The organism is Brachybacterium sp. AG952 (genome assembly GCF_004362645.1).
Lineage (GTDB): Bacteria > Actinomycetota > Actinomycetes > Actinomycetales > Dermabacteraceae > Brachybacterium > Brachybacterium conglomeratum.
In genome coordinates this window covers 361,359-386,137 of record NZ_SNXV01000004.1, presented here as the reverse complement: position 1 = coordinate 386,137, position 24,779 = coordinate 361,359, and the positions used below count along the sequence as shown (strand labels likewise).

21 protein-coding genes are annotated in these 24,779 nt (G+C 69.8%); 12 read left to right on the top strand and 9 right to left on the bottom strand.

Annotated elements, in window-relative coordinates:
- Positions 1-124 precede the first annotated feature (124 nt).
- The 5 genes from DEU31_RS12075 (at position 125) to DEU31_RS12055 (ending at position 7,420) form a co-directional block, all read left to right on the top strand.
- Entirely contained in the window at positions 125-1,492 is a 1,368-nt protein-coding gene (locus DEU31_RS12075; RefSeq protein WP_133677303.1) for an extracellular solute-binding protein, read from the top strand.
- 220 nt (positions 1,493-1,712) lie between these two features.
- Positions 1,713-2,576, top strand: coding sequence for a sugar ABC transporter permease (locus DEU31_RS12070; protein WP_166649493.1), 864 nt, complete (start codon positions 1,713-1,715; stop codon positions 2,574-2,576).
- Complete coding sequence (locus tag DEU31_RS12065) at positions 2,573-3,376, top strand: carbohydrate ABC transporter permease (RefSeq protein WP_053918393.1); 804 nt, start codon at positions 2,573-2,575, stop codon at positions 3,374-3,376. Before DEU31_RS12070 ends, DEU31_RS12065 begins: the two co-directional genes overlap by 4 nt.
- A complete protein-coding gene (locus tag DEU31_RS12060) occupies positions 3,376-4,560 on the top strand; it encodes a PfkB family carbohydrate kinase (RefSeq protein WP_133677302.1) in 1,185 nt (394 codons plus the stop codon). The genes DEU31_RS12065 and DEU31_RS12060 overlap by 1 nt, the downstream gene beginning before the upstream one ends.
- 76 nt (positions 4,561-4,636) lie before the next feature.
- Positions 4,637-7,420, top strand: a complete 2,784-nt coding sequence (locus tag DEU31_RS12055) for a sugar-binding protein (RefSeq protein WP_133677301.1) — start codon at positions 4,637-4,639, stop codon at positions 7,418-7,420.
- Positions 7,421-7,431: 11 nt separating this feature from the next.
- Here DEU31_RS12055 and DEU31_RS12050 read toward each other — a convergent pair whose 3' ends face one another.
- The 4 genes from DEU31_RS12050 to DEU31_RS12035 form a co-directional block, all read right to left on the bottom strand.
- Positions 7,432-7,953, bottom strand: coding sequence for an SRPBCC family protein (locus tag DEU31_RS12050; RefSeq protein ID WP_133677300.1), 522 nt, complete (start codon positions 7,951-7,953; stop codon positions 7,432-7,434).
- Complete coding sequence (locus DEU31_RS12045) at positions 7,950-8,507, bottom strand: dihydrofolate reductase family protein (RefSeq protein ID WP_133677299.1); 558 nt, start codon at positions 8,505-8,507, stop codon at positions 7,950-7,952. The genes DEU31_RS12050 and DEU31_RS12045 overlap by 4 nt, the downstream gene beginning before the upstream one ends.
- A gap of 286 nt (positions 8,508-8,793) precedes the next feature.
- Complete coding sequence (locus DEU31_RS12040; RefSeq protein ID WP_010551928.1) at positions 8,794-10,011, bottom strand: toxic anion resistance protein; 1,218 nt, start codon at positions 10,009-10,011, stop codon at positions 8,794-8,796.
- 160 nt (positions 10,012-10,171) lie between these two features.
- Complete coding sequence (locus DEU31_RS12035; protein WP_133677298.1) at positions 10,172-11,299, bottom strand: hypothetical protein; 1,128 nt, start codon at positions 11,297-11,299, stop codon at positions 10,172-10,174.
- 800 nt (positions 11,300-12,099) lie between these two features.
- Here DEU31_RS12035 and DEU31_RS12030 point away from each other — a divergent pair.
- Positions 12,100-12,282: a hypothetical protein gene (locus DEU31_RS12030; protein ID WP_126986154.1), complete on the top strand. Its 183-nt coding sequence runs from the start codon at positions 12,100-12,102 to the stop codon at positions 12,280-12,282.
- Positions 12,283-12,310: 28 nt separating this feature from the next.
- On the opposite strand, the gene DEU31_RS12025 is transcribed toward DEU31_RS12030, so the two are convergent.
- Positions 12,311-13,087, bottom strand: a complete 777-nt coding sequence (locus DEU31_RS12025; RefSeq protein WP_133677297.1) for a MerR family transcriptional regulator — start codon at positions 13,085-13,087, stop codon at positions 12,311-12,313.
- Positions 13,088-13,221: 134 nt separating this feature from the next.
- Here DEU31_RS12025 and DEU31_RS12020 point away from each other — a divergent pair, with 134 nt between their 5' ends.
- The 5 genes from DEU31_RS12020 (at position 13,222) to DEU31_RS12000 (ending at position 18,965) form a co-directional block, all read left to right on the top strand.
- Complete coding sequence (locus DEU31_RS12020; RefSeq protein ID WP_133677296.1) at positions 13,222-15,132, top strand: S9 family peptidase; 1,911 nt, start codon at positions 13,222-13,224, stop codon at positions 15,130-15,132.
- Positions 15,133-15,176: 44 nt separating this feature from the next.
- Positions 15,177-16,094, top strand: coding sequence for a type II CAAX endopeptidase family protein (locus DEU31_RS12015; RefSeq protein WP_133677295.1), 918 nt, complete (start codon positions 15,177-15,179; stop codon positions 16,092-16,094).
- A gap of 151 nt (positions 16,095-16,245) precedes the next feature.
- On the top strand, positions 16,246-17,043 hold the full coding sequence (locus DEU31_RS12010; protein WP_133677391.1) for an SDR family oxidoreductase: 798 nt from the start codon (positions 16,246-16,248) through the stop codon (positions 17,041-17,043).
- Between the two features lie 86 nt (positions 17,044-17,129).
- Complete coding sequence (locus DEU31_RS12005; RefSeq protein ID WP_133677294.1) at positions 17,130-17,510, top strand: nuclear transport factor 2 family protein; 381 nt, start codon at positions 17,130-17,132, stop codon at positions 17,508-17,510.
- Between the two features lie 252 nt (positions 17,511-17,762).
- Positions 17,763-18,965, top strand: coding sequence for a DUF1524 domain-containing protein (locus DEU31_RS12000; RefSeq protein ID WP_243733824.1), 1,203 nt, complete (start codon positions 17,763-17,765; stop codon positions 18,963-18,965).
- A 64-nt stretch (positions 18,966-19,029) separates the two neighbouring features.
- Here the strand turns inward: DEU31_RS12000 and DEU31_RS11995 are convergent, their stop codons facing one another.
- The 3 genes from DEU31_RS11995 to DEU31_RS11985 all read right to left on the bottom strand — a co-directional run bounded on the left by DEU31_RS11995 (position 19,030) and on the right by DEU31_RS11985 (position 21,903).
- Positions 19,030-19,935 carry an SIR2 family protein gene (locus DEU31_RS11995; RefSeq protein ID WP_133677293.1) on the bottom strand — a complete coding sequence of 302 codons (906 nt, stop codon included), beginning with the start codon at positions 19,933-19,935 and terminating at the stop codon, positions 19,030-19,032.
- Positions 19,932-20,963 carry a ParA family protein gene (locus tag DEU31_RS11990; RefSeq protein WP_279535630.1) on the bottom strand — a complete coding sequence of 344 codons (1,032 nt, stop codon included), beginning with the start codon at positions 20,961-20,963 and terminating at the stop codon, positions 19,932-19,934. The genes DEU31_RS11995 and DEU31_RS11990 overlap by 4 nt, the downstream gene beginning before the upstream one ends.
- Positions 20,964-21,219: 256 nt before the next feature.
- Positions 21,220-21,903 (bottom strand): class I SAM-dependent methyltransferase, encoded by a 684-nt coding sequence (locus DEU31_RS11985; protein WP_133677291.1) that lies wholly within the window; start codon positions 21,901-21,903, stop codon positions 21,220-21,222.
- A gap of 152 nt (positions 21,904-22,055) precedes the next feature.
- Here DEU31_RS11985 and DEU31_RS11980 point away from each other — a divergent pair, with 152 nt between their 5' ends.
- Positions 22,056-23,378 carry an acyltransferase gene (locus DEU31_RS11980; protein WP_133677290.1) on the top strand — a complete coding sequence of 441 codons (1,323 nt, stop codon included), beginning with the start codon at positions 22,056-22,058 and terminating at the stop codon, positions 23,376-23,378.
- A 21-nt stretch (positions 23,379-23,399) separates the two neighbouring features.
- On the opposite strand, the gene DEU31_RS11975 is transcribed toward DEU31_RS11980, so the two are convergent.
- Positions 23,400-24,749 carry an FRG domain-containing protein gene (locus DEU31_RS11975; protein ID WP_166649492.1) on the bottom strand — a complete coding sequence of 450 codons (1,350 nt, stop codon included), beginning with the start codon at positions 24,747-24,749 and terminating at the stop codon, positions 23,400-23,402.
- Positions 24,750-24,779: the final 30 nt, after the last annotated feature.

The window sequence follows — 24,779 nt, the reverse complement described above, 5'->3', positions numbered from 1 at the left end:
GCAGCTTCGAACAGGAACGTGCAGTCCCGCGCAGATCATGCCATCATGGTGCCGTGCACCACACCCGGGTGCTCGCACGGGCGGACGCGACGGAGCGGCACCGCCGACCCTTCAGGAGGACACCATGCGACGACGTCATTTCCTCGGGACCAGCGCAGCGCTCGGCGGCCTGGGGCTCCTCGCGGCCTGCGCCCCCGGCTCGGACGGCGGCGGCGGGGACGCCTCCGACGGCGGCGGCCCGGCGGCCGGCGACGTCGAGACCGACATCGCCTCCCTCGGGGACGTGACCCTCACGGTCTGGGACCAGGAGGTCCGCGGCGCGCAGAACGACGCGATCGAAGCCCTGATCACCGCGTTCCAGGAGACGTACCCCAATGTCACCGTGGACCGGCAGAGCCAGTCCTTCGACGACCTCCAGCAGCAGACGGGCCTGGCCCTGTCCGGCAACGACGTGCCCGACGTGCTCCAGGTCAACAACGCCCGCGGCGACATGGGCGCCTACGTCGCCGACCAGCTGCTCACCGACCTCACCGGCTACGCCGAGGCCTACGGCTGGGAGGACCGCTTCAGCGACAGCGTGCTGGCGAAGATGCGCTACTCGGCCGACGGGGTCACCTTCGGCGAGGGCGCCCTCTACGGCCTCGCCCAGACCGGCGAGATTTGCGGCATCTACTACTCCCAGAAGAAGCTCGACGAGCTCGGCCTCGAGGCCCCCGCCACCTGGGACGAGCTCTTCGCCCTGGTCGACGCCGCGAAGGAGGCCGGGGAGCAGCCGATCGTGCTCGGCAACCTCGACCAGTGGCCGGCCCTGCACGTCTTCGGCCCGCTGCAGGCCAACTTCGTGCCCGCCGAGGAGATCGTCACCCTCGGCATGGGCAACGCCGGCGCCGACTGGACCAGCGAGCAGAACGTCGCCGCCCTCACCCAGCTCGCCGAATGGGGCACCTCCGGCGCGATGGGCGACTCCCCCAACGGCCTCGCCTACGACGACGCCTGGCCGCTGTACACCAAGGGCACCGGCGTGCTCCTCATCGGCGGCTCCTGGCTCGCCCCCGACATGGAGGCCGTGATGGGCGAGGACCTGCGCTTCATGGCCCCGCCGCCCGGGGCCGACGGCGCGGTCGCCACCACCGGTGGCACCGGCATCCCCTTCTCGATCCCCGCCGCCGCCGAGAACAAGGACGTCGCCGCCGCCTACATCGACTTCCTCACCAGCGACGAGGCGATGCAGCTCATCGCCGACAACGGCGGCATGCCCGTGAACCGCACCGCCGAGCTCGCCCCCGAGTCCGGGGTGAACAAGGACGTCTACGAGGCCTTCGACGCGGTCTCCACCGACGGCACCCTGCTGCCCTATCTCGACTACGCCACCCCGTCCTTCGCCGACACCGCCGGGGCCACCCTGCAGGAGGTGATCGGCGGGCAGACCGAGCCCGCGGCCGCCGCCGACGCGCTGCAGGAGGACTACGCCGCGTTCACCGAGGGGTCCTGACCACATGGCGTCAGCTCACGGGAGCACGGCCCGGGCAGGAGGAGGGGCCGACGGGTCGGGTGCGCGCGCGTCGGGCGACGGAGCGGCCGTGCGCCCGTCCGCCGACGGAGCGGCCGTGCGCGCGTCCGCCGACGGGGCGCCCGCCCGTCCGTCGGCCGGCGGGACGCGGGTGACACGACGTGGCACATATGCCACGTCGCGCCGTCAGCGTCCCTCGGCCGTGGCCCGCTCGCGGGCCACACCGCTGCTGTTCCTGCTGCCTGCCTTCGCGGTCTACGCCGCGTTCGCGCTCTACCCGCTGGGCCGCGCCGCGCAGTTCTCCCTCTTCGAGTGGCGCGGCTTCGGAGCGTCCACCTTCGTGGGCCTCCAGAACTACGTCGACCTCGCCGGGGACGCCGCCTTCCGCGCCGCGATCGGGAACGCCCTGGTCCTGATCGTGTTCTACGCGGTGATCCCGCTGGTCGTCGGCCTCGTGCTCGCCGCGATCCTGCGCCGCGGCCAGGTGCGCGGGATGGGCTTCTTCCGCACCGTGATCTTCCTGCCGCAGGTGATCGCGCTGGTCGTCGTCGCGGTCGCGTGGCGGCAGATCTACTCGCCCGTCGGCCCGCTGAACCAGGTGCTGGAGGCCGTCGGGCTCGGCGGGCTCACCCGCGGCTGGCTCGGCGACCCGGGCACGGCGCTCGCGTCCGTCGGCTTCATCGGCACCTGGGTCGAGATGGGGCTGGTGATGCTGCTGATGCTGTCCGGTATGAGCCGCATCCCCGCCGAGCTGTTCGAGGCGGCGCGGCTGGACGGCGCCGGACCCGTGAAGGAGTTCTTCGCGATCACCCTGCCCGCAGTGCGCGGCGAGATCACCGTCGCGCTCGTGCTGACCATTATCGCGGCGCTGAAGACCTTCGACCTCGTCTACATGACCACCTCCGGCGGCCCCGGCAACTCCACCACCGTGCCCAGCTACGAGGTGTACTTCCGCGCCTTCGACCTGCGCGAGGTCGGCTCCGCGAGCGCCGTCGCGATCGTGCTGACACTGCTGATCTTCGCGATCAACGTAGGCGTCACCCGCATCGGGGAGCGTGAGTCATGAGGGTCTCCCGCGGCGAGGTCGTGATGAACTACGTCCTCCTGATCGCCTTCGCGCTGTTCGCGCTCGCGCCCGTGCTGACGATCCTGATCGGCTCCGTCTCGGCGCCGCTGGGGGAGCCGGCCGGCTTCTACCCCGGCAACTACCTCGAGGCGTGGACGGTGGGCGGCTTCGGCAGCTCGCTCGGCAACTCCGTCGTGGTCGCCGCGATCGTGGTGGGCCTGGCGACCGTGCTCTCGATCGGCTCCGGCTATGCGCTGGGCACCATGCGCTTCCCCGGCGCGACGGTGCTCTTCTACCTGTTCCTGCTGGGCATGATGATCCCCGCCGAGGCGACGATCATCCCGCTGTTCTTCGACCTGCGCACCCTGGGCCTGACCGACACCTATCTCGCGATCGCCCTGCCGCAGGTCGCCCAGTCCATCGCCTTCGGCACCTTCTGGCTGCGGGCGCAGTTCCGCTCGATGCCGACGAGCCTGCTCGAGGCCGCCGCGCTCGACGGCGCAGGCCCCCTGCGCGCGCTGCGCAGCATCCTCGTGCCCGCCTCCCGGCCCGCGATCGTGACGCTCGTGGTGCTGGTGTTCATGTGGACGTGGAACGAGTTCCTCATCGCCCTGATCATGACCCCGAGCGGCAGCCGACGCACCGCCCCGCTGGGCCTGGCGACCTTCCAGGGCCAGTACACCTCCGAGACCGCGCTGCTCGCCGCGGCCGCCGTGATCATCGCCCTGCCCACTGTGATCCTGTTCCTGTTCCTCCAGCGCCACTTCATCCGCGGGATGCTCGAAGGAGTCGCCAAGTGATGACCGAACGCCCCGACGCCCTGACCGACGGGTCCGCCGCCGCCTCGCATGCCCCGGGCGCCGCGACCCCGGCCCCGCCCGAGGCCGCCGAGCGGCAGGACTGGGACCCGCTGGCCTCGCTGCGCGCCCCGTCGGACCCGCCGCTGGACGTGCTGCTCTCCGGCACCGTGTTCTTCGACATCGTCTTCACCGGCATGGACCGCCTGCCCCAGCCCGGCGAGGAGCTGTGGTCCAAGGGGATGGGCTCGAGCCCCGGAGGGATCGCGAACCTCGCCACCGCCGCCGCCCGGCTCGGCCTGCGCACGGGCCTGGTCGCCGGCTTCGGCGACGACGCCTACGGCGACTGGATGTGGCAGACCCTCGCCGAGGAGGAGGGCATCGACCTCTCGGCCTCGCGACGCTTCGACGACTTCCACTCGGCGCTGACCGTCTCCATCGCCGCCCACGGCGACCGGGCCATGGCCACCCACGGCCACGACCTGCCCGAGCCGCTGTCGGCGATGATCGCCCGCGCCCCTGCCGCCCGCGCCGCCGTCGTGGACCTCGCGGGGGAGACCTCCTGGTGGGCGGAGCTCGCCCGCGGCGGCGCGCTGATCTTCGCCGACATCGGCTTCGACGCGACCGGCCGCTGGGACCCCGCGGACCTCGCCCCGCTCGCCCACTGCCACGCCTTCACCCCCAACGCCCTGGAGGCCACGGCCTACACCCGCACCGACAGCCCCGGCCGCGCCGTGCGGGCGCTCGCCGAGATGGTGCCGCTGGCGGTGGTGACCGACGGGGTCGACGGCGCCTACGCGATCGACGCCTCCACCGGCGAGGAGGCGTTCTGCCCCGCCGTGCCCGTCCACGCCATCGACACCACCGGCGCCGGGGACGTCTTCGCCGCCGGGCTCGTGCTGGGCACCCTGGCGGAGTGGCCGCTCGAGCAGCGGCTGCGCTTCGCCTCCCTGTGCTCGGCGCTGGCCGTGCAGCAGTTCGGCGGCTCCCTCGCCGCGCCCGGCTGGGGCGACATCACCGACTGGTGGCGCCATCTCAGCGACGCCTCCGCCGACGGGGACCTCCGCGCCGCCTACACCCGCGGCGGCTACGAGTTCCTCGCCGGCATCGTCCCCGACCACCCCGTCCTCGGCCGACGCCGCGCCCAGGGCACCTTCGCGCTCCGCTCCGACGCCGGCCGGCACTGACCCCGGCCCGGCCCGTACGACCCCGACCCATCCACCGGTGCATCGACGCACCGCCGCACGAGAGAAGTCAGGAACCATGTCGCACCCTCCCCTCCCCGCCCGCCCCGCGTCTGCCGCGCCCGTCCCCGACGCCCCCGCCCCGCGCGGACTCTCCCGCCGTCGCCTCCTGCAGGGCTCGGCCGTGCTCGGCCTCGCCGCCGGGGCCACCGCCCTGGACCTCAGCGGGCTGCCGCCGATGGAGCGCGCCCTCGCCGACGGCGGCGTCGACCTCGACATCCTTTACATCGGCGCCCACCCCGACGACGAGGCCTGGACGCTGGCCGCCTTCGGGCAGTGGAACGAGTACGAGGACCAGAGGGCCGGGGTCATCACCATCACCCGCGGCGAGGGCGGCGGGAACGCCGTCGGCCTCGAGGAGGGCCCGGCGCTGGGCCTGATCCGCGAGGGCGAGGAGCGCACCGCCGTCGGCTTCGCCGGGATCGAGCACGTCTTCAACCTCGACGCGGTCGACTTCTTCTACACCCTCTCCGCCCCGCTCAGCCACGAGGTGTGGGGCGGGCGGGACGTGCTCAGCCGCGTGATCCGCGTCGTGCGCGCGACCCGGCCGGACGTGATCGTGACGATGAACCCCTCGGCCGTGCAGGGCAACCACGGCAACCACCAGCAGGCCGCGATGTTCGCCGTCGAGGCGTACCTCCTCGCCGGTCGCGAGGACGTCTTCCCCGAGCACTTCGACGAGGGCCTGAAGCCCTTCGCCCCGAAGCGTCTGCTGCGCTCCGGCTCCGACGGGCAGGCCCCGACCGGGCCCGACGCCGTCGCGACCGGGTTCACGCCGCTGGTGGCGAGCGACGTCGTGTTCGGGGCGTGGAACGGCACCGTGTCCGAGACGCACGGCAAGCGCTGGTCGGCCGTGCGCGACGACTCGATCCACGCCTACCGCACCCAGGGCTGGCACGTCTTCCCGCCCACCACCACGGACCCCGCGAAGATCCCCGCCGCCTGGTTCACCCTCATCGACTCCCGCACCCCGTTCCCGGACCCGACCAGCGGCGACACCGCGGCGCTCGGCGGGGCGAGCCTCCCGGTCGAGGGCGGGCTGCCGCTCGGCACCACGCTCGAGCTGCGCAGCGAGCAGTTCGCCGTGCAGACCGGCGGCAGCGTCGAGGTCGAGGTGGAGATCGGCTCCCCGGGCAGCGCCCTGCCCGGCGTGCAGATCGAGCTCGAGGTCCCGGACGGATGGGACGCCGGGCGCCGACAGGTCCTCGGCACGATCCCCGCGAAGCAGTCCCGCACCGCGACCTTCACCGTCGAGGTGCCGGAGAGTGCGACCCCCGGCGAGCACGTGCTGCTGCGCGCCCGCGTCACCTCCCGTAAGGGCACCGGCGAGAACGTGCTCCCGCTGCGCACCGCCGGCGTGGTCGAGGCCGGGATCGCCGACCGCGCCGAGATCGCCGCCTTCCTCGAGTGGACCGAGGAGCTCGGCATGCAGCGCCTCGACGCGCTCGTGCCCACCCGGCGCTCGCTCGGCCAGGGCCGCGCCGAGGAGTTCGAGATCGTGGTGCGCAACCGCTCCGAGCAGGTCCAGGACGCGGAGGTCACCCTCACCCTGCCCGACGGCTTCACGGCCGAGCCCGCCCAGCTGCTGGTGGAGGGGGTGCCCGCGCTCGGCGAGTCGACGGCCACGGTGCGGATCGAGAACACCGACCCCTCGCTGCCGACGGCGAACCGCGCCCCGGACGGCGGCGTCTACGCCGTGACGGTCACCGCGTCGGCCGGAGGCGTCGCCGCCGCGACGGCGCAGGGCCTGCACCTCGTGCCGCGGCTGGTCGCCTCCCGCACCGAGGGCGTCGAGGTCGACGCGGTGCGCGGCACCGGGGAGTACCCCGGCGAGCCGATCGACATCGGCACCCTGTGGGAGGGGTCGGAGGTCACCCCCGAGGACGCCTCCGGCTCCACCTGGGTCACCTACGACGACGCCGCGCTGCACGTGTTCGTGCAGGTCACCGACGACGTGCTCGGCACGCTGCTGCCGCCGGAGGACAACAAGCAGCGCTTCCGCACCGACTCGGTCGAGATCATGATCGATCCGCGCGGCACCTCCGACCACACCGCCACCACCTTCATCCTCGGGGCGCTGCCCGGCACGGACGACGGCGCGGGCGGGATCGGCGGACCGGTCGCCGGGCGCGACCACGACAACCGCCAGGGCCCGATCGAGGAGGTCGCGCCCTCGGTGAGGATCGCCGCCGAGATCTCCGAGCCCTACCAGGGCTACGTCCTCGAGACGACGATCCCCTTCGCGGAGCTGCCGGACGGCATCGACCCCACCCGCATGGGCTTCAACGTGGTCGTCTACGACTCCGACACCCAGGACCGCACCGGCCAGTCCCGCATCGGCTGGTCCACCTTCCCCGGCGTGCAGGCCGACCCCTTCCGCTGGGGCGTGCTCGAGCTGCCGGGGCTCGAGGCCGCGCCGTCGGCGCCGGTCGAGCCCAGGATCCCGAACACCTCGGCCCGCTCCGTCGCCTCGCCCCAGTCGATCCTGCAGTCCGCGGCCGACGGGGTGGGGCTCGGCGGCTTCCCCTCGCTCGGCGCGGACGCGGTGCGGGTGGACAAGGCGACCCGCCGACGCCGCGAGATCAGCGCCGTGGTGCGCACCGGGGCGCCCGGCACCCGGCGCGTGTTCGTCTGGGACGGGGAGCGGACCGTCGGCGAGCTCGAGGCCACCGACGTCCGCTCCGCCCGCGAGGTCGTGACGATCCCGCTGGTCGGGGACGTGCCGGCGGATGCGACGCTGACGGTGGCCGTGTCGCTGGAGAACGAGGACGGCGCCGGCGCGGGTGCCGCGACGGTGCGCTGAGCGGGCGGCGGCTACTGCGCCGTTACCGCCCGCTCGAGCGCGGCGAGGGACTCCTCGAGGAAGCTCGGCGGGAACGGCGGCAGGCCGAACTCCTCCCGGAGCGGGTCGGGCACGGCGCTCCAGTCGTAGGTCAGCGTGACCTCGGTGGCTGAGTCCCCGTCGCCCGCGCCGCCTGCCGGGGCGAGGTCGTAGCGCCAGGTCCAGCCGCCGGTGCCGAGCTCGCCGTCCGGGCCGTACTGCCCCGGCTCCCACGCGATCGTCCGGTCCTGCGCGAAGGCGATCACGCGGTTGTGCATGTCGTAGCGGCCGTGGGCGTTCTCGTGGAACATCTCGATGCCGAACACCTGCCCCACCCCGATCAGCGGGGCGGGGTCCTCCTCGAGGGAGCCGCGGACCCAGTCCGTCGGCTCGGTCTCGTGGTGCCGGGCCGGGTCGGCGAGCAGGGCGAACACCGCCTCGGGCGGAGCGGCGATCATGCGGGTGACGGCGTAGCGGGTGCCGGTGTCCGGGGTGGAGGGGTCGGCGGTGGTCATGAGCGGTCCTTCCGGGAGGTCCAGCGGGTGTAGGTGACGCCGGAGGCGAAGGCGTGGTGCTCGACGAGCTCGAGCCGCTCGGTGTGCCCGTCGGGGAAGAGTCGGCGCCCGCGCCCCTGCACGTACGGGTAGGTCCACAGGCAGTACCCGTCCACGAGCCCGGCGGCGATGAGCGCGTGGCAGAGGGTGATCGAGCCGGTCAGCGAGATCTCCGCGCCCTCGGTCTGCTTCAGGGCGCGCACCTGCGCGACCGGGTCGCCGGTGAGGATCGTGGAGTTCTGCCAGTCGGGGTCCGTCATCGTGGAGCTGACCACGTACTTCTGCAGGGTGTTCAGCTCGTCGGAGACGCCGGTGGTGTCCTCGGTCTGCTCCGGCCAGAAGCCGCGGAAGTCTTCGAAGGTCTGCCGGCCCAGCAGGATCGCGTCGCAGGCGGCGCTGTCGCGGGCGACGATCCGGGCCTGGTCGGCGTGCTGGGACATCGGGTCGAACCAGTCGTCGAGCATCTCGATGCTGCCGTCGGCGGTGATGTTCTGGGTGAGGATCAAGGGGCGCACGGGACCTCCTCCGGTCGGTGCCTCGGAGCGCCCACGCTAGCGGGGCGGGGAGGCGCAGGTGCATCCGATCCTGCGCAGTCCGGGCCAGTCGCCGCGGCCGGCAGAAATGCGCAGTCCGGGGACCGTCGTCGCGGCCGGCAGAAAGGGGCTCCCAGCGGCACGCCGCGGAGCTCAGCTCCACGGCGTGCCGCTCAGAGCCCCATTGTGCAGATCACCTGCCGCCGCAGGCTGATCCGGGAGACGCCGGCCGGTGCCGCCGCAGGTAGACTCCGGCCGTCCCGCCAGGTCAGCGGTCCTCGATCTCCAGCAGGCTCGCCGCGCTCTCGATCTCCTCGTGCTCGGGGCGCTCCTTCTGCATCCGCTCCATGTACGGCCGCGCCCGCTCGACCTGCTGCTCCAGGTTCGTCACCGTGGTGAGGAAGTTCTGGTTGGCCTGGGTGCGGAAGGAGTCGATGCCGTCCATCGTGGTGAACAGGTTGTCGAAGGCCTTCTGCAGCGTCTCGGCGGAGACGCCGGAGCTCGCGGCCTGCTGCTGCACCTTCACCGAGTTGTCGGCGAGCATCTTCGAGGTGGAGGAGATGAGGTTGTCGGTGGTGGCGTTGACCGCGTCGATCTGGTCGAGCACGAGCTTCTGGTTCTCGAGCGCCTGCGCGGTGATCACGGCGGTGCGCAGGGCGGTGACGGTGGTGGTGCGGGCCCGCTCCACGCCCTGCTGGAGCTTGGTGTTGTTGTCCTCGATGACACCCATCGAGAGGTAGGCCTGCACGGTCACCGCGATCTGGGTGGCGACGTCCTGGCGGCGCTGGCGGACGGCGAAGAGCACGTCCCGCTCGAGCGCGTCGGCATCGGCCTGCTTGCCGGAGGCGCGCATCTCCTCGGCCTTGCGCACGGCCCGATCATCCAGCAGCCCTAGCAGGTGGGAGGCCTTCTGGAGGGCGCCGAGGTCCTCCCAGAGGGCGCGGCGCTCGACGGCGAGCTCGGCGTTGTCGCGCTGGAGCCCCTCCTGGCCGCGGGAGAGCGCGCCGAGGACGTGGTCGAGCTGGTCCTGGTTCGACTCGAAGCTGCGGAAGTAGCGCTTGGCGCGGTTGCGGCCGGGCAGGAAGCCGAGCGCCTTGTCGGCGAAGGTCTCCTCCTTCGGCGCGAGCTCCTCCATGGTGGTGCGCAGCTCGGTGAGCGACTTCGCGACGTTCTCCTGGGCGCTGCCCTTCTTGTCCTTCGCGTCCCGCAGCGACTGCTCCATGAAGCGCGAGGAGGTCTGCGAGGTGCGTTCGAAGGTGCGTCGCGCGACGGCGCCGAGGGCGTTGACCTGCGCGGTGAACTCCTGGGAGTGGGGGTTCAGGGCGGAGACCTGGTCGACCCAGGCGTCGGCCCGCTGCTCGAGCTCCTGCTGCTTCTCGGCGGGGAGATCGGGGAGCACGGAGACCGCGTCGTCGTCGCTGATCTCCTCGACCGGCTCTGCCGGGGTGATCTCCTGGGCGGGGGTGGGCGGCTGGAGCTTGTCCATCGGTGCCTCCTGGGCGGGTCGCGGGTGATGGCTGGTGGTCGATGCCGGCGGGGCCGGGCATCTCTCGGGCGGATGGTCGGTGAGTGCGGTGGGTCGGCGGTGGTGCGGAGGGGCGGCGGCGCGGTCGGCGGGCTCCTCCCGCGGCGGCCGACGGGGCGGGTCAGACGTCGATGATCGGGTCCAGGTGCTGGTCGGCGAAGCGCTGGCGCAGGAACTCGGAGTGCACCTCGAGCGAATGGGAGACGCCGCCGACGAGGTCGCTCTCGATCCGCTCGACGCCCTCGGCGAGCACGTCGAGCTGCCGGTCGATCGAGGCGAGGTTCGCCAGCGCCTCCTCGCGGGCGGAGCCGGCGAACGTGCGCAGGAAGCCGATGATCTCCGCGGCGGCGTCGACGAGGTCCGGCACGTAGCGGGTGGCGATGCCCTCCAGCATCGTCACCTCGCCGGCCGACGGGCGCATCTCCTGCAGCTGCTCCGCGCCGACGAGCGCGTCGATCCTGGTCAGCAGCGCGTCGACGTCGTCGAGCACCTGAGTTGCGGGGGCCGCGGAGGCCTGCGGACGCAGCTGCGCGACGCGGTCGCGGGTGGCGGCATCGGCCTCGAGGATCCGCTCGAGCACCTCGCGGGTGCCGCCGGCGACGCTCGCATCGATCACGGGGCGCTCGGCGGATCCCGACCGGGGACGGTTCACGGCCACGCCGACCCCGCCGAGGGCGACGGCGCCGACGCCGACCGCGGCGCCGAGGGCCAGCACGGGCCCGCCGAGGCCGGTGCCGAGCACGACCAGCAGGGTCGCGAGGCCGGCCAGACCGCCGAGGACGACGGGCGCGCCGAGCCGCACCAGCCACGACGGACGCGGCGCGGACATCTCACGGGAGGCGGGGCCGCGGACCGTGCCCTCGAGCGCCGTCTGCTTCGGGCCCCACAGGTCGCGCCGCTCCGCCGTCGCCTTCCACGGCAGGTCCTGGGCGCCGGGGGCGACCGGCCTGTCGGCCGACGGCTCGGTGGGTCGTGTATCGGCCGACGCGGTGGCCGGGTGGAGAGGAGGCGCCGAGGCGCCGACCGACGGGACAGGTGCTGGTGGGCGGAGCCGCTCGTCGCCGGCAGCGGAGCCGACGGCCGGGTCGGCGACCTGCGGGCCGGACTGCTGGGACGGAGAGCCGGACTGCTGCGCCGGAGGGCGGGGCTGGCGGGCCTGCGGGGGCGGCGAGTCGGGCGCGAAGGGGTCCGGGAACCGGCTGCTCCCGCTGCTCGGCTGCTCGGCCGAGGGTGTCTCTCCTGCGCTCACTGCGATTCGCTGTCCTCCCCGGGACGGTGACGAGGTCCGAGCGTCGGCCCGTGCAGGCGGGGGACCGCCTCGAGGGCCGTGCGCACGCCTCGTCCTGGGCGTGCTGGAAGGCTACCGCGAGCAGCTGGACCGCAGGTGGGCGCGGGCTGGATTCGGGGGATGGCCGGGGGAGGGCATGGGGAGTTCTCCCCAGGCAGTTCGCCCCATCGCGCATTTCCAGCACCCGTCATAGATTCCAGGCACTGGGTGCGGGACTCTCGGGGGAGAGGGATGGTGGCCCTCCGCGGGGGCGGAGGCCGGCGCCGGGCCCGTGGCCCAGCGGAGGCGGGAGACGGATCGGGGGATCCGCTCCCGCCTCCATGCCGTCCGCGCTGTGCAGGTCCTCGCACAGCGGCGCTGCCGCTCGGCGGCATCGTCGAGGGCGCCGCGCAGATGCTCGGGCAGGGAGGAGCCGCGGGAGGATCGGCCGCGTCGGTCTCGTCGGTCATGGGACCCTCTTCCGACGTCCACGGTGACCGTCGGCGGCCGACGGTGCGGGGTACGGCGTGGGGTGTGCGGGCAGGTGGGACCGACTGAAGGCCCCGGCCTCCGGCGCAGTGCGGAGAGGGGCAGGACGGGCGACGAGCAGTGCGCCCGAGGCGGTGTGATCCCGCTGACGGGTGCTGGACAGCTCTTTCGCGCGCGCCCGCGAGGACCCTACCCTTGACCGGTGCGCCCAGGCGCACGATTCCCCCGACTGACCTGGCAGGACACGTCTTGCACCAGGCGCGTCCCACACACCGCTGAAGGAGGCCTCCGGCATGGACTCTCGCACCGATATCCACCTCGGTCACGATCTGACCCCGACGACCCATACCGGGCCCATCCCGGTCGTGTCCGCGAGCGCCGACGCGGGACAGCGGGACTCCTCCGCGCGCACCACCATCGCGGTGGCCATCGCGCTCGTGCTCGCCTTCGCGGGCATCGTGCTGATGGGGCTCTGAGCCCGGACGCCCTCCGACGGGCGGGCGCTCAGCCGCCGGCCTGATCCCCGGGGTCGGGCGTCGCGCCGGCGTCGGACCGTGCTCCGCCGTCGTCGGCCCCTGCCTGCCGCGCGAGCACGTACGCGCGGCGCAGCACCTCGACCTGGGCCGGGTTGTGGAGCTCGGCCACGACCTGGGTGAGATCCGGCAGGGACGAGCGCCGCTCCGGCCCGAGCGGCGGGTTCCTCGTGCCGGGGTGCTCCTCGTGGATCGTGCGCAGCACCGGAGCGAGATCTGCGGCGACGGCGTCGATCTCCTCCTCGTCCGCGTCGGCCGGCAGGGCGTCGAACGCGTCGTCGGCCTCCTGGTGCTCCGCGGCGATCTCTCGGAGGTCCTCCATGCCCTGCTCGTCGAACAGGCGCTCGCTGATCATGACGATCGCCCGGTCGGCCGGGGTGAGGGCGTCTGCGACGGAGGCGAAGCCCGCCGGGACGTCGGCCTCGGCATGGTGCTCGAGCAGCTCGGCGATCTCGGCGCGCAGCTCCCGGCTGCGAGCGATCGACTCGGCGAGCTGCGCATCGAGGGTGCGCAGGGTCTGCGTGAAGGTCTCCCCGGAGGTCTCGAGCTCGGCGATGTCCGCCAGCGGCATACCCAGCTCCCGCAGCCGCGCGATCTGCAGCAGACGCACCAGGTGCGCGGTCTCGTACTGCTTGTAGCCGTTCCCGGCACGACTGGGCTCCTCGAGCAGCCCGATCGCGTGATAGTGCCGGATCGTCTTGATCGTGGTGCCCGCGAGCTGGGCGAGGCGACGCGTGCTCCAGGCCATCATGTCTCGCTGCGGGGTGCGGGCATGGGGGCCATCCTCCCTTCTCGACGGCGGGCGGGGAAGGGCGTCCTTGACCGTGCCCCCGGGGCACGGTGTGCGGTGCGGGCATCGCCATCGAGACCGAGGAGACGCTCATGACCGCCCGCCCCGACCCCCGCCCCGCCGCTCCGGCCCCCCGCCGGCTCGAGGCGGCGGACCTGTTCCGAGACCCCGCCTTCTCCCACCCCGTGATCTCGCCCGACGGCGAATCGCTCGCCTATCTGGCACCGTCCGGCGGGCGGAGGAACGTCTGGGTGCGCGACATCGACCAGGAGCACGAGGACGCCCGCCGCGTCACCCACGACACCCGACGCGGGATCCTGACCTTCTTCTGGTCCGACGACCCGCGCTGGCTGCTCTACCTGCAGGACACCGACGGGAACGAGGACTGGCACCTGTTCCGGGTGGACCTCGAGGACCCGTCGGCCGTGGCCGAGGACCTGACTCCGCTGGAGCCGGGATCGCGGGTCTTCTCCGCCGAACCGCTGCCCGCTCGTCCCGGGACGGTGCTGGTCACGATGAACCCGCGGCCTGCGAGCTTCGACATGTTCCTCATCGACGTGTGCACGGGCGAGACCACGCTGCTGCACGAGCAGACGGAGCCCGGGGTGGATCTGCTGCTGGACCGGGAGGGGGAGCCCGCCTTCGCCTCGCGCGTCACGGCCGACGGGAGCACCGAGTTCTCCGCGATCGACCCGGACACCGGCGAGCGGCGCCCGCTGCTGCGCGCCGGCGGCCCGGAGCAGCCCCTGGGGGTCGAGGTGCAGCGCTCCACCCCCGACGGCACGGGCCTGCTCCTGAGCCTCTACCTCGACGGCGATGACCTGCAGCTGGTGCGCGTGGACCGCGAGAGCGCCGAGGTGAGCGTGCTGGCCGCCGTTCCCGGCCGGAGTCTGGACATCATGGGCATGCTGGCCCCCGGCGTGCTCCCGCCTCCCCTCTACATCGATCGCGGGACGGGGGAGGTCCTCGCCGCCCGCTTCGCGGGACCCCGCGCCCACATCGAGGTGGTCGATCCGGACTTCACCGAGGTCCACTCGGCGCTCGCCGCGCTCTCCGACGGGGTGCTCGGCACGCTGAGCTCGGACCTCACCGGGACCCGCTGGGTCGCGACCTTCGTCCACGATCGGGAGCCGGAGGCGTGGCTGTACGACCACGCCACCGGGGACAGCCGTCGGCTGTTCCGGCCGCACCCGCACCTGGACCCCGCGCATCTCGCCCCGATGGAGCCCGTCTCGTTCCCCGCCGGGGACGGACTCGAGCTGCATGGCTACCTCACCCTGCCCGTCGGCGTTCCTGCCCGGGACCTACCGCTCGTGCTCACGGTCCACGGCGGGCCATGGGCGCATGACGCCTGGGGCTTCAGTCCGCAGGCGCAGTTCCTGGCCGACCGCGGGCACGCCGTGCTGCAGGTGAACTTCCGCGGCTCCACCGGACACGGCCGACGTCACACCCTCGCCGCGCAGGGAGAGTTCGCCGGCGCCATGAACACCGATCTCCTGGACGCGGTGGACTGGGCCGTCGGACGCGGCCTCGCCGACCCGGACCGGGTCGGGATCATGGGCGGCTCCTACGGCGGGTACGCCGCGCTGGTCGGAGCGGCCTTCACCCCGGAGCGCTTCGCCGCGGCCGTGGACCTCGTCGGCATCGCGGACCTGACGAGCTTCGTCCGCGCCCTCCCGCCCTTCAGCCGCCCGTACCTCGCCAGCAACTGGCTCGCGTATGCCGGAGACCCCGACGATCCCGAGCAGGAGGCGGACATGATCGCCCGCTCCCCGATCAGCCGGGTCGAGGAGATCACGACCCCGCTGCTGATCGCCCACGGCGCGAACGACGCACGGGTCATGCAGACCGAGTCCGACCGGATCGTCGCCTCGCTGCGCGAGCGCGGGGTGCCGGTCGAGTACCTGGTGGCGGACGACGAGGGCCACGGCTTCGGCAACCCCGAGAACGAGATCCGCCTGCAGCGCGCGATCGCCGCCCACTTCGACCGTCACCTGAGCTGAACCGCTGATCGCACACCGCGCACGACCCGACCGGAAGGACCGTCATGACCACCCCAGCCACCTCCGACCGCTCCGTGGACCGCAGTGGTCCCGTCGACCCCGCCCGCCCCTTCGGGGCCCATCTCGTCATGAGCTGGTGGAAGCCCGTGCTGATGACGGTCGTCGTGGTCGGCGCGCTCTATCTGTTGCAGATCCTGTTCCTGGCGGTCGCCGCGATCGTCGAGGTGCGCGTGCTGGGCAAGGATCCCGCCGACGAATCCCTCACCCCGCTCACCTATCTCGCGCTGAACCTGTCGATCATCCTGCTGGTCCCGATCGCGCTTCCCGTGCTGCGCCTGATGACCGGTACGTCCTGGCGGGACGTGCTCGCGGTGGGCCGACGCTTCTCCTGGCGGCGCCTGGGCCGCTGGACCGCCGTGTTCGCCGGACTGATGGCGGTGGCGAACCTGATCCTCCCGCTCGTGCAGCCTTCTCCGCTCACCGCCGTCGCGGTCACCGGCACCACGGTCGCGCTGCTGGCGATCGTGCTGCTCACCACGCCGCTGCAGGCCGCGGCGGAGGAGATCGTGTTCCGCGGCGTGCTCACCGCCGCCTACGGCTCCTGGCTGCGCGCGGCCCGGCCCGCGCTCGCCCTCGGGATCAGCCTCTCCACCGTCCTGTTCGCCCTGGTGCACACCTCCGCGGACTCGTGGATGCTGCTGAACTACCTCGGCCTCGGCGCGAGCACGGCGCTCATGGCGCTGCTCAGCCGCGGCCTCGAGGCCTCCATCGCCTTCCACGCCATGAACAACGTGTTCGCGATGGGGATCGGCGCGGTCTTCGCCTACGGGGGCGGCATCGCCCAGGACCGCTCCGCTGGCGCGGGCGGCTCGTACATGCTGCTGTTCCTGCTCGCGCAGGCCGTGGGGGTGCTGATCGTGTGGCGGGTGGAGAAGCGGCGGGCCGCAGCGCTCCGGGACTGACTCGCTGTCACGGGCTCCTGCAGCGCGAGGGCGGCGGGCACCATCGCGCGGCGTCGGGCATCACCGGGGAAGGATCCGTCGGCCGACGGCGTTTCCCCCTGGCACCCCGAGGCGCCCGGCCCCTGGGGCACGAGGAGAGGACCATCCCATGATCGACCTGGACCTGACCGGCAGGACGGCCTTCGTCAGCGGCTCCACGCAGGGCATCGGCCTCGCGATCGCGCAGCGGCTCGCGCTCGCCGGTGCGCGGGTGGCCGTCAACGGCCGCAGCGCAGAGCGGGTGCAGGAGGCGCTCGATGCCCTGGTCGGCGCCGGGGTCGACCCGTCGCGGCTGATCGCGGCGCCCGGCGACGTCACTGCGCAGGACGGTCTCGCCGCCGCGCTCGAGGCCGCCGGCGAGGTGGACGTGCTGGTGAACAACCTCGGCATCTTCGGCGCCGCACCGGCGCTCGAGATCACCGACGAGCAGTGGCAGCGCTACTGGGACGTGAACGTGATGGCCGCGGTGCGGCTGATCCGCGCGACCCTGCCCGGCATGAAGGAGCGCGGCTGGGGAAGGGTGCTGAACATCGCCAGCGACTCCGCGATCGTCACCCCGGCCGAGATGATCCACTACGGCGTCTCCAAGACGGCGCTGCTGGCCGTCTCCCGCGGCTTCGCGAAGGACGCCGCCGGCACCGGCGTCACCGTGAACTCCGTGATCGCCGGGCCCACGTACACCGAGGGCGTGCAGGACTTCGTCTACGAGCTGGTGGATCCGTCCCTGCCCTGGGAGGAGGCGGAGGCCGAGTTCATGCGCCTGCACCGTCCGCAGTCGCTGCTGCAGCGCCTGATCCGGCCCGAGGAGATCGCCAACATGGTCGTCTACCTCGCCTCGCCGCTCGCGTCGGCCACGACCGGTGGGGCGCTGCGAGTGGACGGCGGGTACACCGACGCGATCCTGCCGTGAACGACGGGCGGCGCATGGCGGAGGGCCCCGCCGCCTCGGTACGGTGCCTGCAGGGCCCGCGCCGGCGCGACGACCGAGGAGACGACATGACGGAGAATTCGCTGACGCTCCACGCACTGCTTGCCCTGGAGCACCGCGGTTGGGAGTCCCTCACCCGGCACGACGGAGGCCGCTTCTACGGCGCGCTGATGACGGCCGACGCGGTGATGATCCTCGTCAACGGCATGGTCCTGGACCGCGACACCGTCGCCGCGACCCTCGACGACTCGCCCGCCTGGAGCGCCTTCACCCTCGAGGACGCACGCCTGGTGCCGACGGGGGAGGGCAGCGCGGCGCTGGTCTATCGGGCGACCGCCGCCCGTGACGGCGAGGAGGAGCCCTTCGTGGCCCTGATGTCGAGCCACTACACGCTGGTGGACGGCCGGCTGGCGCTCACGCTGTACCAGCAGACGACGGTGACGCATTGACCGGTTCCGGCGTCGACGGGGGGACGGACGATTCCCGCGGTCGCCTGGGCCAGAAGGGCAGGAGCGTGCTCCGCAGTTTTTCTGCACAACGGTGTGATGTCGGCGGCGTCGGACGAAAGTCCTGCTCATCCGTGGTCGTTGAACAGTATTCTTCAGGTGTCTCCGGTGGGGAGACGAGGGGGACGAGCGCATGCCGCCGACGCCCAGGTCCGTGCCGCGCACGGACATCGGTGACGATCACGAAGGATGCGCATGACCACGCGCCACCAGACCCTGCGACGACCTCTCCAGGAGTCTGCCAGGAACTCCTTCATCGCCCGGGCGTTCATGGTCGCCTTGGCCTTCGTGGCCGCGGTCGCTCTCGCCGCGTGCGGCCCGACGGTCCCGCAGGACGAGATCGACGGCGGTGAGCCCGCCGTCCTCGAATCGCCGGCGGGCCCGGCGGACGAGGCCGATGCCTCGACGCCGACGACGGCCGCCCCGACGACGGTGGCGCCGACCACTCCGGCGCCCACCACGACGCCCACCACGGCCCCGGAGCCCGTCGCCGCGGAGGGCACTGCGCTCGCAGTCCTCGGGGGACTCGACGAGAAGGGTCGCGCCCCGACGACTGACTACGACCGCGAGCTGTTCGGCTGGCGCGACGACATGGACCGCAACGGGTGCGACACCCGCAACGACATCCTGCGCCGCGACCTCACCGCGATCACCCTCAAGGGCGGCACGAACGGCTGCGTCGTCCAGCGCGGCACTCTCGCCTCCCCGTACAGCGGCGACCCCCTCGCCTTCGACCGCGAGAACAGCACCGTCGACATCGATCACGTCGTCGCGCTCTCCGACGCCTGGCAGACCGGCGCCGCCAGCTGGGACGAGCAGACCCGCCGCGAGTTCGCCAACGACCCGCTGAACCTCCTCGCGGTCGAGTCGAGCCTGAACCGGCAGAAGGGCGACGGCGACGCCGCCACCTGGCTCCCGCCGCTGAAGGACTACCGCTGCGAGTACGTCGCCCGGCAGATCGCCGTGAAGGACAAGTACGACCTCTGGGTGAAGCCCGCTGAGGCCGACGCCATGGAGCGCGTGCTCGGCGACTGCGAGGGCTTCCTCGCGATCGAGGACGACGACCAGTGGCCCGCGACCGGCGAGGGCGACGTCGTCGCGACCGAGGAGGAGCCCGCGCCGGAGCCTGAGCCTGAGCCGGCCCCCGAGCCCGAGCCGGCCCCCGAGCCCGAGCCGGCCCCTGAGCCCGAGCCTGCTCCGGAACCCGAGCCCGAGCCCGCTCCCGCGTACGAGCCTGCCCCGACGGAGGAGTCGAACGACAGCGGCTCCGGTGGCGGCAGCGCCTATTACAAGAACTGCGACGCCGCGCGCGCGGCCGGTGCGGCACCCGTGTATGCCGGCGACCCCGGCTACAGCAGGAAGCTGGACCGCGACGGCGACGGGGTCGGCTGCGAGTGAGGTAGTGGAGTATTTTCGTGCGCTATCGTGACTGCCTGACTGCAGGCAACCAGTCAAAAGTGTTCTAGAGGCCGGTCATTTCCATTCGTAATTTTGAAGACTCGGCGACTAGACCTTCGAGGGACGCAATTAGGCCTGCGTCGCGATCCCCCTCGTAGGGTAAAATCTCTACTCCGTAAGCCTCGCGAAGAATCTTCTTATCCGTGTCGGAGTGGCTCTTATTGTGCGCCAGCATGAAATGCCCAGCAGAATCTCCGGCGGCGCCGAACTGATTCTCTAGAATTAACTGCAGATCCGGATCTCCAAGGCTGTACCCTGTGAACAGTACAGTTCGGGTCATGAATAGCGCTTCGAGTAACTCCAGGGAGCGTCGCCCTTGTCGGCGGAGCCTAGTGAAGTCGAGGCGAGTTAGAACGAGGCCTTGTGGGTCATCCTTGGTTCCATGGATCTTAAGGATGGTGTACGCCCCAGTCCTTATGCTGTCCCCGAGAGAGGTCGACTCGTATGTCACGGTACGGTACCCCTCCGAAAACTTCCGCTCTAGGATATTATCATAATTTGTAGTAACTATGGTTCTAGGGTTGAGTTCGGCAATTAAATCGTGTGCCACTGAAGGCATAAATGGATTGCCGGAAGGTCCATCAACGGTCTCGGCAATCAACTTCCGAAAGTCGGCCGACAGTCCTTTGTCCATGTATATAGATTCAATTGACTGCGCCGCCCCTAGGTAGTCGCCCGAGTTGATTAGGGACCGAATCCGCGACCTCGCAGACGATCTTCTAACTTCGGACTTTGGGACAATGTTCTCGAGTAAGTGTTCTAGGAGGGCCCTCCAGCCAACGGGTGAAGCTTCCGACTCTCCTGCCTGCTTAGCATGGCGGCTTATCCCCGCCCCAATAAAAATCATACACTCACCGCGGGCGACTGCGTCTATTAGCGCCGAAGGCCATCTCAGGTTGCTCTGACTCATTTGTTGCCACCCGCTACCTGAGCCTCGGCAGTTGACAAGTTGCTGGCAAGGTGGCTTCCGAGCTCATTGAGTTGCTCTAAATACTTCTTCTGTTGACTGAACTGCGATCCTCTTAGTCCGTCGGCCGAGGTGAGGGAAGCGATTGGCGCATTGCGGCTCTGTGCAAGTGGAACCATCGAGAACATGTGTGGGACAGTTCCTAGGTCAAGATTCTCGATTGGAAGTGGACGAAGAGTGGAAGCCAGACGCGAAGCGCGAGATGGGATTTGTTTGCGGTAATAGTCGTAGCTACGTACCCCGCGGCGCTTTCCATCGCTCGTACTCTTCGTTACGTATTGTTGGATAGTGTATCCAAGGTACCCAGCACGCAATGAGCCGTCTGGCTGTAATGCGAGTTCTTCGGCGTCATCCGGGAACTCTTCAAAGACGCGTTCCATGGATTGTTGATAGCGACGCCCCCAATGTTTGATCCACTCGTCAATATTGTCAATCGCATTCACACTGAATAGATCTGCGGCTGTCGGCGTTAGAATGTAATCAGAGCCGATTGCAACAGTCCTGTTCAACGCGCCGAGACTAGGTCCAACATCCATTAAAACAATATCGTACTCGCCGCTAGCGCCCTCAACGACTCGTTGGATCCAATGGGTGCGGCGAGCTCCGCCCAAATCTCCTCGCAGTGTCCCTTCCCACGAGCTACTAAGTGTATCCTCGTGAAGTGAAAGCGACGGGTGCCCTAGAAGTACATCTACCTCGAATCTCTTTGAGTGCACTGGCTCGAAGTTGGATGGGACGGTACTCTCGCCCTTCCGAATGTCGCCAAGTGCGTACAAGACTGTGCGTGGATCTTTGTGTGCAGCTCGATTGGCGAACAGTTCGGCAATCGAATCCGTCTCGATGAGCAACTGTGTTGCATTGCACTGCGGATCGAGGTCAATTAGAAGCACCTTGAGGCCTTCGGAGGCGCTAAGGTAGTGGGCCATATTGCAGGCTAGGGTCGTTTTGCCTACTCCGCCCTTATTGTTCATGAATGTAAGGCTCCGCGCCTCGACGCTTCGCGCCATGTGGTCCTGCTTTCGTTTGTAATAGGACGAACAGACTTGCCTTGAGCTCGCAATCGCCATGCTGAGGTATGTGTGCCGGCTGAGGTCACCTCCCGTGTGTCGGATGGGTGGAGATGCTTTCGAGGATTCTGAAAGCGGAGACTTGGAGGATGTCTGCTGAGCTTGTGCTAGCCATCGCGAAACGTTCCGCCCCTAGGAGCCTACCCAAAGGGCATGAGTTCTACTTCGATGTTGAGCAATTCAGGAGCACCAGCACCGCGTCGAGATGCTCGCCCGCCGAGCCGTCGGGCGCCGTGGCGGCGCGGGGCCGGTCCTCGGCGATCCGCACTTCCCACGCGTCGTCCGGCAGGGCGAGCTGCGCGACGTCCTCCTCGGCACCGACCATCCGCGCAGGATGATCCGTCGCCCAGGACGGAGGCGCGGCGTGGGAGACGATCACGAGATGACCGCCGGACCGGATCGCGGCGGCGGCACGGCGCAGGATCGTGATGCGGTCCAGCGCCACGTTCGACTGGAAGAAGCTCGCGGTGACCAGGTCGACCGATGCAGGCTCCGGCTCCCAGGCGTCTAGGTCGACTGCCTCGAAGCTCGCCCCGTCCAGCCCCCGCGCGGCGGCCTCGTCACGGGCCCGGCCGACGGCAGTGGCGGAGATGTCGAGACCGAGCGCAGTCCATCCCTGCTCGGCGAGCCACAGCACGTCCCCGCCCTCCCCGCAGCCGAGGTCGATCGCCGTGCCCGGTGACAGCTCGGCGACGACCGACGCCATGGTCGCGTTGACCTTCCCCGACCAGACCCGCTCGCTGCCGGAGTAGCGCTGCTCCCAGTACTCGGTGGGGGACAGATCGGGGTTCGGCTCGGCGTGCGCGGGCGCGTGGGCGTGCGAGGCGTGATGGTGTGCGGTCATGGGCTGAGCCTCGCAGAGCCTGCCGTAGCGTGGAAGCACTCTTGCGGGGGACGCCAGAGCGAGCCGGTCCCGCGTGCGGAGTGCGGATCTCGGGGTAGATTGTCGCCACTTCCAGCGGCTCCGCCGCCGCAGGGACGAGGGGAGGGGACCCGATGACGAGCACGCGCCCGAGCCGCGCCGAGAAGGTGGACGCCGCGACGCCCGCGAGCCGTAATCGCGTGGTCGACTTCCTCCGCGCCGCCGCGATCACCGTGGTGGTCCTCGGGCACTGGACGATCATCGCCGTCGACCCCGACGGAGGGATCCTCCCGCACGGCGTCCTCGATGGTGCGAGGTGGACGCACCCGTTGACCTGGCTGTTCCAGGTCATGCCGATCTTCTTCCTCGTCGGCGGGTACTCCAACGGCCTCTCCTGGCGCTCCGCGAGGCGCAAGGGGATCGCCTACGCCGAGTGGCTGCGCACGAGGCTCCGCCGCCTCAGCATCCCGTTGATCCCGCTGCTGCTGGCCTGGCTCGTGATCGGCGTGGTCGCGGTCGCGCTCGGAGCCCCGCACGCCACCGTGCAGCTCGCCTCGCAGATGGCGCTGATCCCCACCTGGTTCCTCGCCGCGTACCTGATGGTGATCCTCGTGGGGCCGCCGTGCCTGTGGCTGTGGGAACGCTTCGGGTGGTGGTCGATCGTGGGCGGCATCGCACTCGCCGGGATCGTCGACGCGATCAGCATCGCCGCCGACCAGCCACTGCTCGGCTTCCCGAACTACCTCCTCGTGTGGGCGGCGTTCCACCAGGTCGGCTACGCCTGGCTCGACGGCCGGCTCTCCGGCATCGGCCGACGGATGCTGCTGGCCGCGATCGGTCTGGTCGGTCTGCTGCTGCTCGTGCTGGTGGGCCCTTATCCGGTCTCGATGATCACCGCCGGGGGAGACGCGATCTCCAACTCGAGCCCGACGCGCGTGACCATGGCGTTCCTCGGCATGCTCCAGGCCGGGCTCGTGTTGTCCCTCGAGAAGCCGCTCGAGGCTCTGCTGCGCCGGCCGAAGCTGTGGTTCGTTACCGTGCTCGTGAACCAGCGGATCATGACCTGGTTCCTGTGGCACCTCACTGTCATGGTGGGACTCGCCCACCTGCTGCTCGCGCTCGATGCGCGGGCGCTGCTGCCCGAGCCGCTGACGGGGCTGTGGTGGGCGACCCGGCCGCTGTGGGCGCTCGTGCTGCTCGCCCTGACCGGCCTCGTGGTGTTGGTGATGGGCCGCTTCGAGGATCCGCGCGCCGACGACCGCCCAGCCCCGCCCGTGTGGAAGCCGATCGCCGCGGCGGTGTGCGTCATCGCGGGACTCGCCGTGATGGCGTCCGTGGGCGTGGCGGGGGAGAGCGGTGTGACCTGGTGGTGGCCGCTATTGCCGGTGGCTGGCCTGTGGGGATTACAAGTCGTGGGCACAGAACGCAGGCGATTCTCTGGAGGGATGGGTGCTTAGTAACAGTGTCCAACGGCCGGGTTATTGCGTGAGTTCATGATTCTTGAGATGGGCAGCCAGCCCCTGTATGTCCGGATAGATGTATGACGAACGGTACCCGAACCTGGATTCCATGTAGGTGCGAATCTCTGCTTTTGCTTCGGATGTTATCCGGAAGCTAAAAGTGGGTGCCAGGTTTGCCGCATTGTGTGTCGGCTTCCTGGTGCTTTTGAACATCTTAAGATAGATCGACGAGGCGGCCAAGAGGTCGGCGCGGGCCCAGGGTTTGTTGCCGTCAATTTTGAAGTGGCGAGCTGTCTTCGATGTTGTCATCGGAACTCCGTCGAAGATAAACCCAGCGTTCTGTGCAGATATTCTATCGCTATACGCTGGAGGGATCCAGAGCCTTCTAAGTGATCCGGTGCCCCAGTCGTACGCTTGGCGCGCCTTGTTGTCTACCAAATGATGCCAAAATGGTTCACGGCTAGAGCCAATGTCATCCATGTGGATCTCCCCATCGGGCGACTCGTCGTCGTCAGCCCTGGGTACCGGGCGAGTTGAAATTGCGAAAAGTCTTCCATCTCGATCTTCAAGCTTCTCATTATATTCCACTGCAAACCAAGCTGCAACGTAAGGATTCTTGGTGACGTCGATCAATCGAGTGGGTCCACCGACATGTTGAAGTTGCGCAAATGTCTCCAGGGCATTAAGGTTGTCGAAGCGCCAATCTGACCGGGCAATCCGAAGTATTTCCTTCTCTGCCGCAACCATCTGGTCTTCATCGGGATAGGGCTGGTCTCCAATAGGGTCGTCTTGTGGGAGCTTCACGCCATTGTCGTCGAGGAGTCTGCGATACAGGCTGCTGTACATCCCCCAGTCGGCGTCTCCGACTCCGCGCCAGACCAAGGGGAGTGACGGAGTCTTCTCAATAAGTTTGGAGATCGCATTATTGAGATCCGCCAGACTGCTTACGGTGCGTTCGGTAGACTTGAAGTATGTTCCAGGCGTTTCGAGTTCGGGAGAGTATGAACCTGCAGGTTCGTCCTCTGCGGCGAAGTCGCCTGCTCGGGAAAGGCTCGGCCACGTCGCAAGTTGCTTCAGTACGGCATCCAGGCCGGGTGAAAAGAGGGACGTCGTGTACTGGCGGGGAATGGCGCGGAGGATTGAATCAATTGCCGACTGATTATTGCGAGCGATCATGTCGGCAATGGGTTGCGTTATGGCGAGTAGGTATTTGGATGTCTGCTCATCGTTGCGCAACGCATGTTGGTTTATGTTCGTCAGGTCGCGAGAGCTCTCCTCGGTGTTACCGACACCACTTGGGGCATTTTCACCTTCATTCATTTCGGCGCTATTGGACTCGGGTGTACTCTCTGGAGAGTTCTTCGTCACGGTCGGGTGCCTCGTTTCGCACAAAGGGTT

Coding starts and splice junctions, on each gene's coding strand:
- DEU31_RS11990 (WP_279535630.1), bottom strand. CDS start 20,963: ATGAACAATAAGGGCGGAGTAGGCAAAACGACCCTAGCCTGCAATATG.
- DEU31_RS12040 (WP_010551928.1), bottom strand. CDS start 10,011: ATGGACAAGCTCCAGCCGCCCACCCCCGCCCAGGAGATCACCCCGGCA.
- DEU31_RS12025 (WP_133677297.1), bottom strand. CDS start 13,087: ATGGCCTGGAGCACGCGTCGCCTCGCCCAGCTCGCGGGCACCACGATC.
- DEU31_RS12050 (WP_133677300.1), bottom strand. CDS start 7,953: ATGACCACCGCCGACCCCTCCACCCCGGACACCGGCACCCGCTACGCC.
- DEU31_RS12055 (WP_133677301.1), top strand. CDS start 4,637: ATGTCGCACCCTCCCCTCCCCGCCCGCCCCGCGTCTGCCGCGCCCGTC.
- DEU31_RS12030 (WP_126986154.1), top strand. CDS start 12,100: ATGGACTCTCGCACCGATATCCACCTCGGTCACGATCTGACCCCGACG.
- DEU31_RS12020 (WP_133677296.1), top strand. CDS start 13,222: ATGACCGCCCGCCCCGACCCCCGCCCCGCCGCTCCGGCCCCCCGCCGG.
- DEU31_RS12075 (WP_133677303.1), top strand. CDS start 125: ATGCGACGACGTCATTTCCTCGGGACCAGCGCAGCGCTCGGCGGCCTG.
- DEU31_RS12065 (WP_053918393.1), top strand. CDS start 2,573: ATGAGGGTCTCCCGCGGCGAGGTCGTGATGAACTACGTCCTCCTGATC.
- DEU31_RS11980 (WP_133677290.1), top strand. CDS start 22,056: ATGACGAGCACGCGCCCGAGCCGCGCCGAGAAGGTGGACGCCGCGACG.
- DEU31_RS12000 (WP_243733824.1), top strand. CDS start 17,763: ATGACCACGCGCCACCAGACCCTGCGACGACCTCTCCAGGAGTCTGCC.
- DEU31_RS12060 (WP_133677302.1), top strand. CDS start 3,376: ATGACCGAACGCCCCGACGCCCTGACCGACGGGTCCGCCGCCGCCTCG.
- DEU31_RS11985 (WP_133677291.1), bottom strand. CDS start 21,903: ATGACCGCACACCATCACGCCTCGCACGCCCACGCGCCCGCGCACGCC.
- DEU31_RS11995 (WP_133677293.1), bottom strand. CDS start 19,935: ATGAGTCAGAGCAACCTGAGATGGCCTTCGGCGCTAATAGACGCAGTC.
- DEU31_RS12005 (WP_133677294.1), top strand. CDS start 17,130: ATGACGGAGAATTCGCTGACGCTCCACGCACTGCTTGCCCTGGAGCAC.
- DEU31_RS12015 (WP_133677295.1), top strand. CDS start 15,177: ATGACCACCCCAGCCACCTCCGACCGCTCCGTGGACCGCAGTGGTCCC.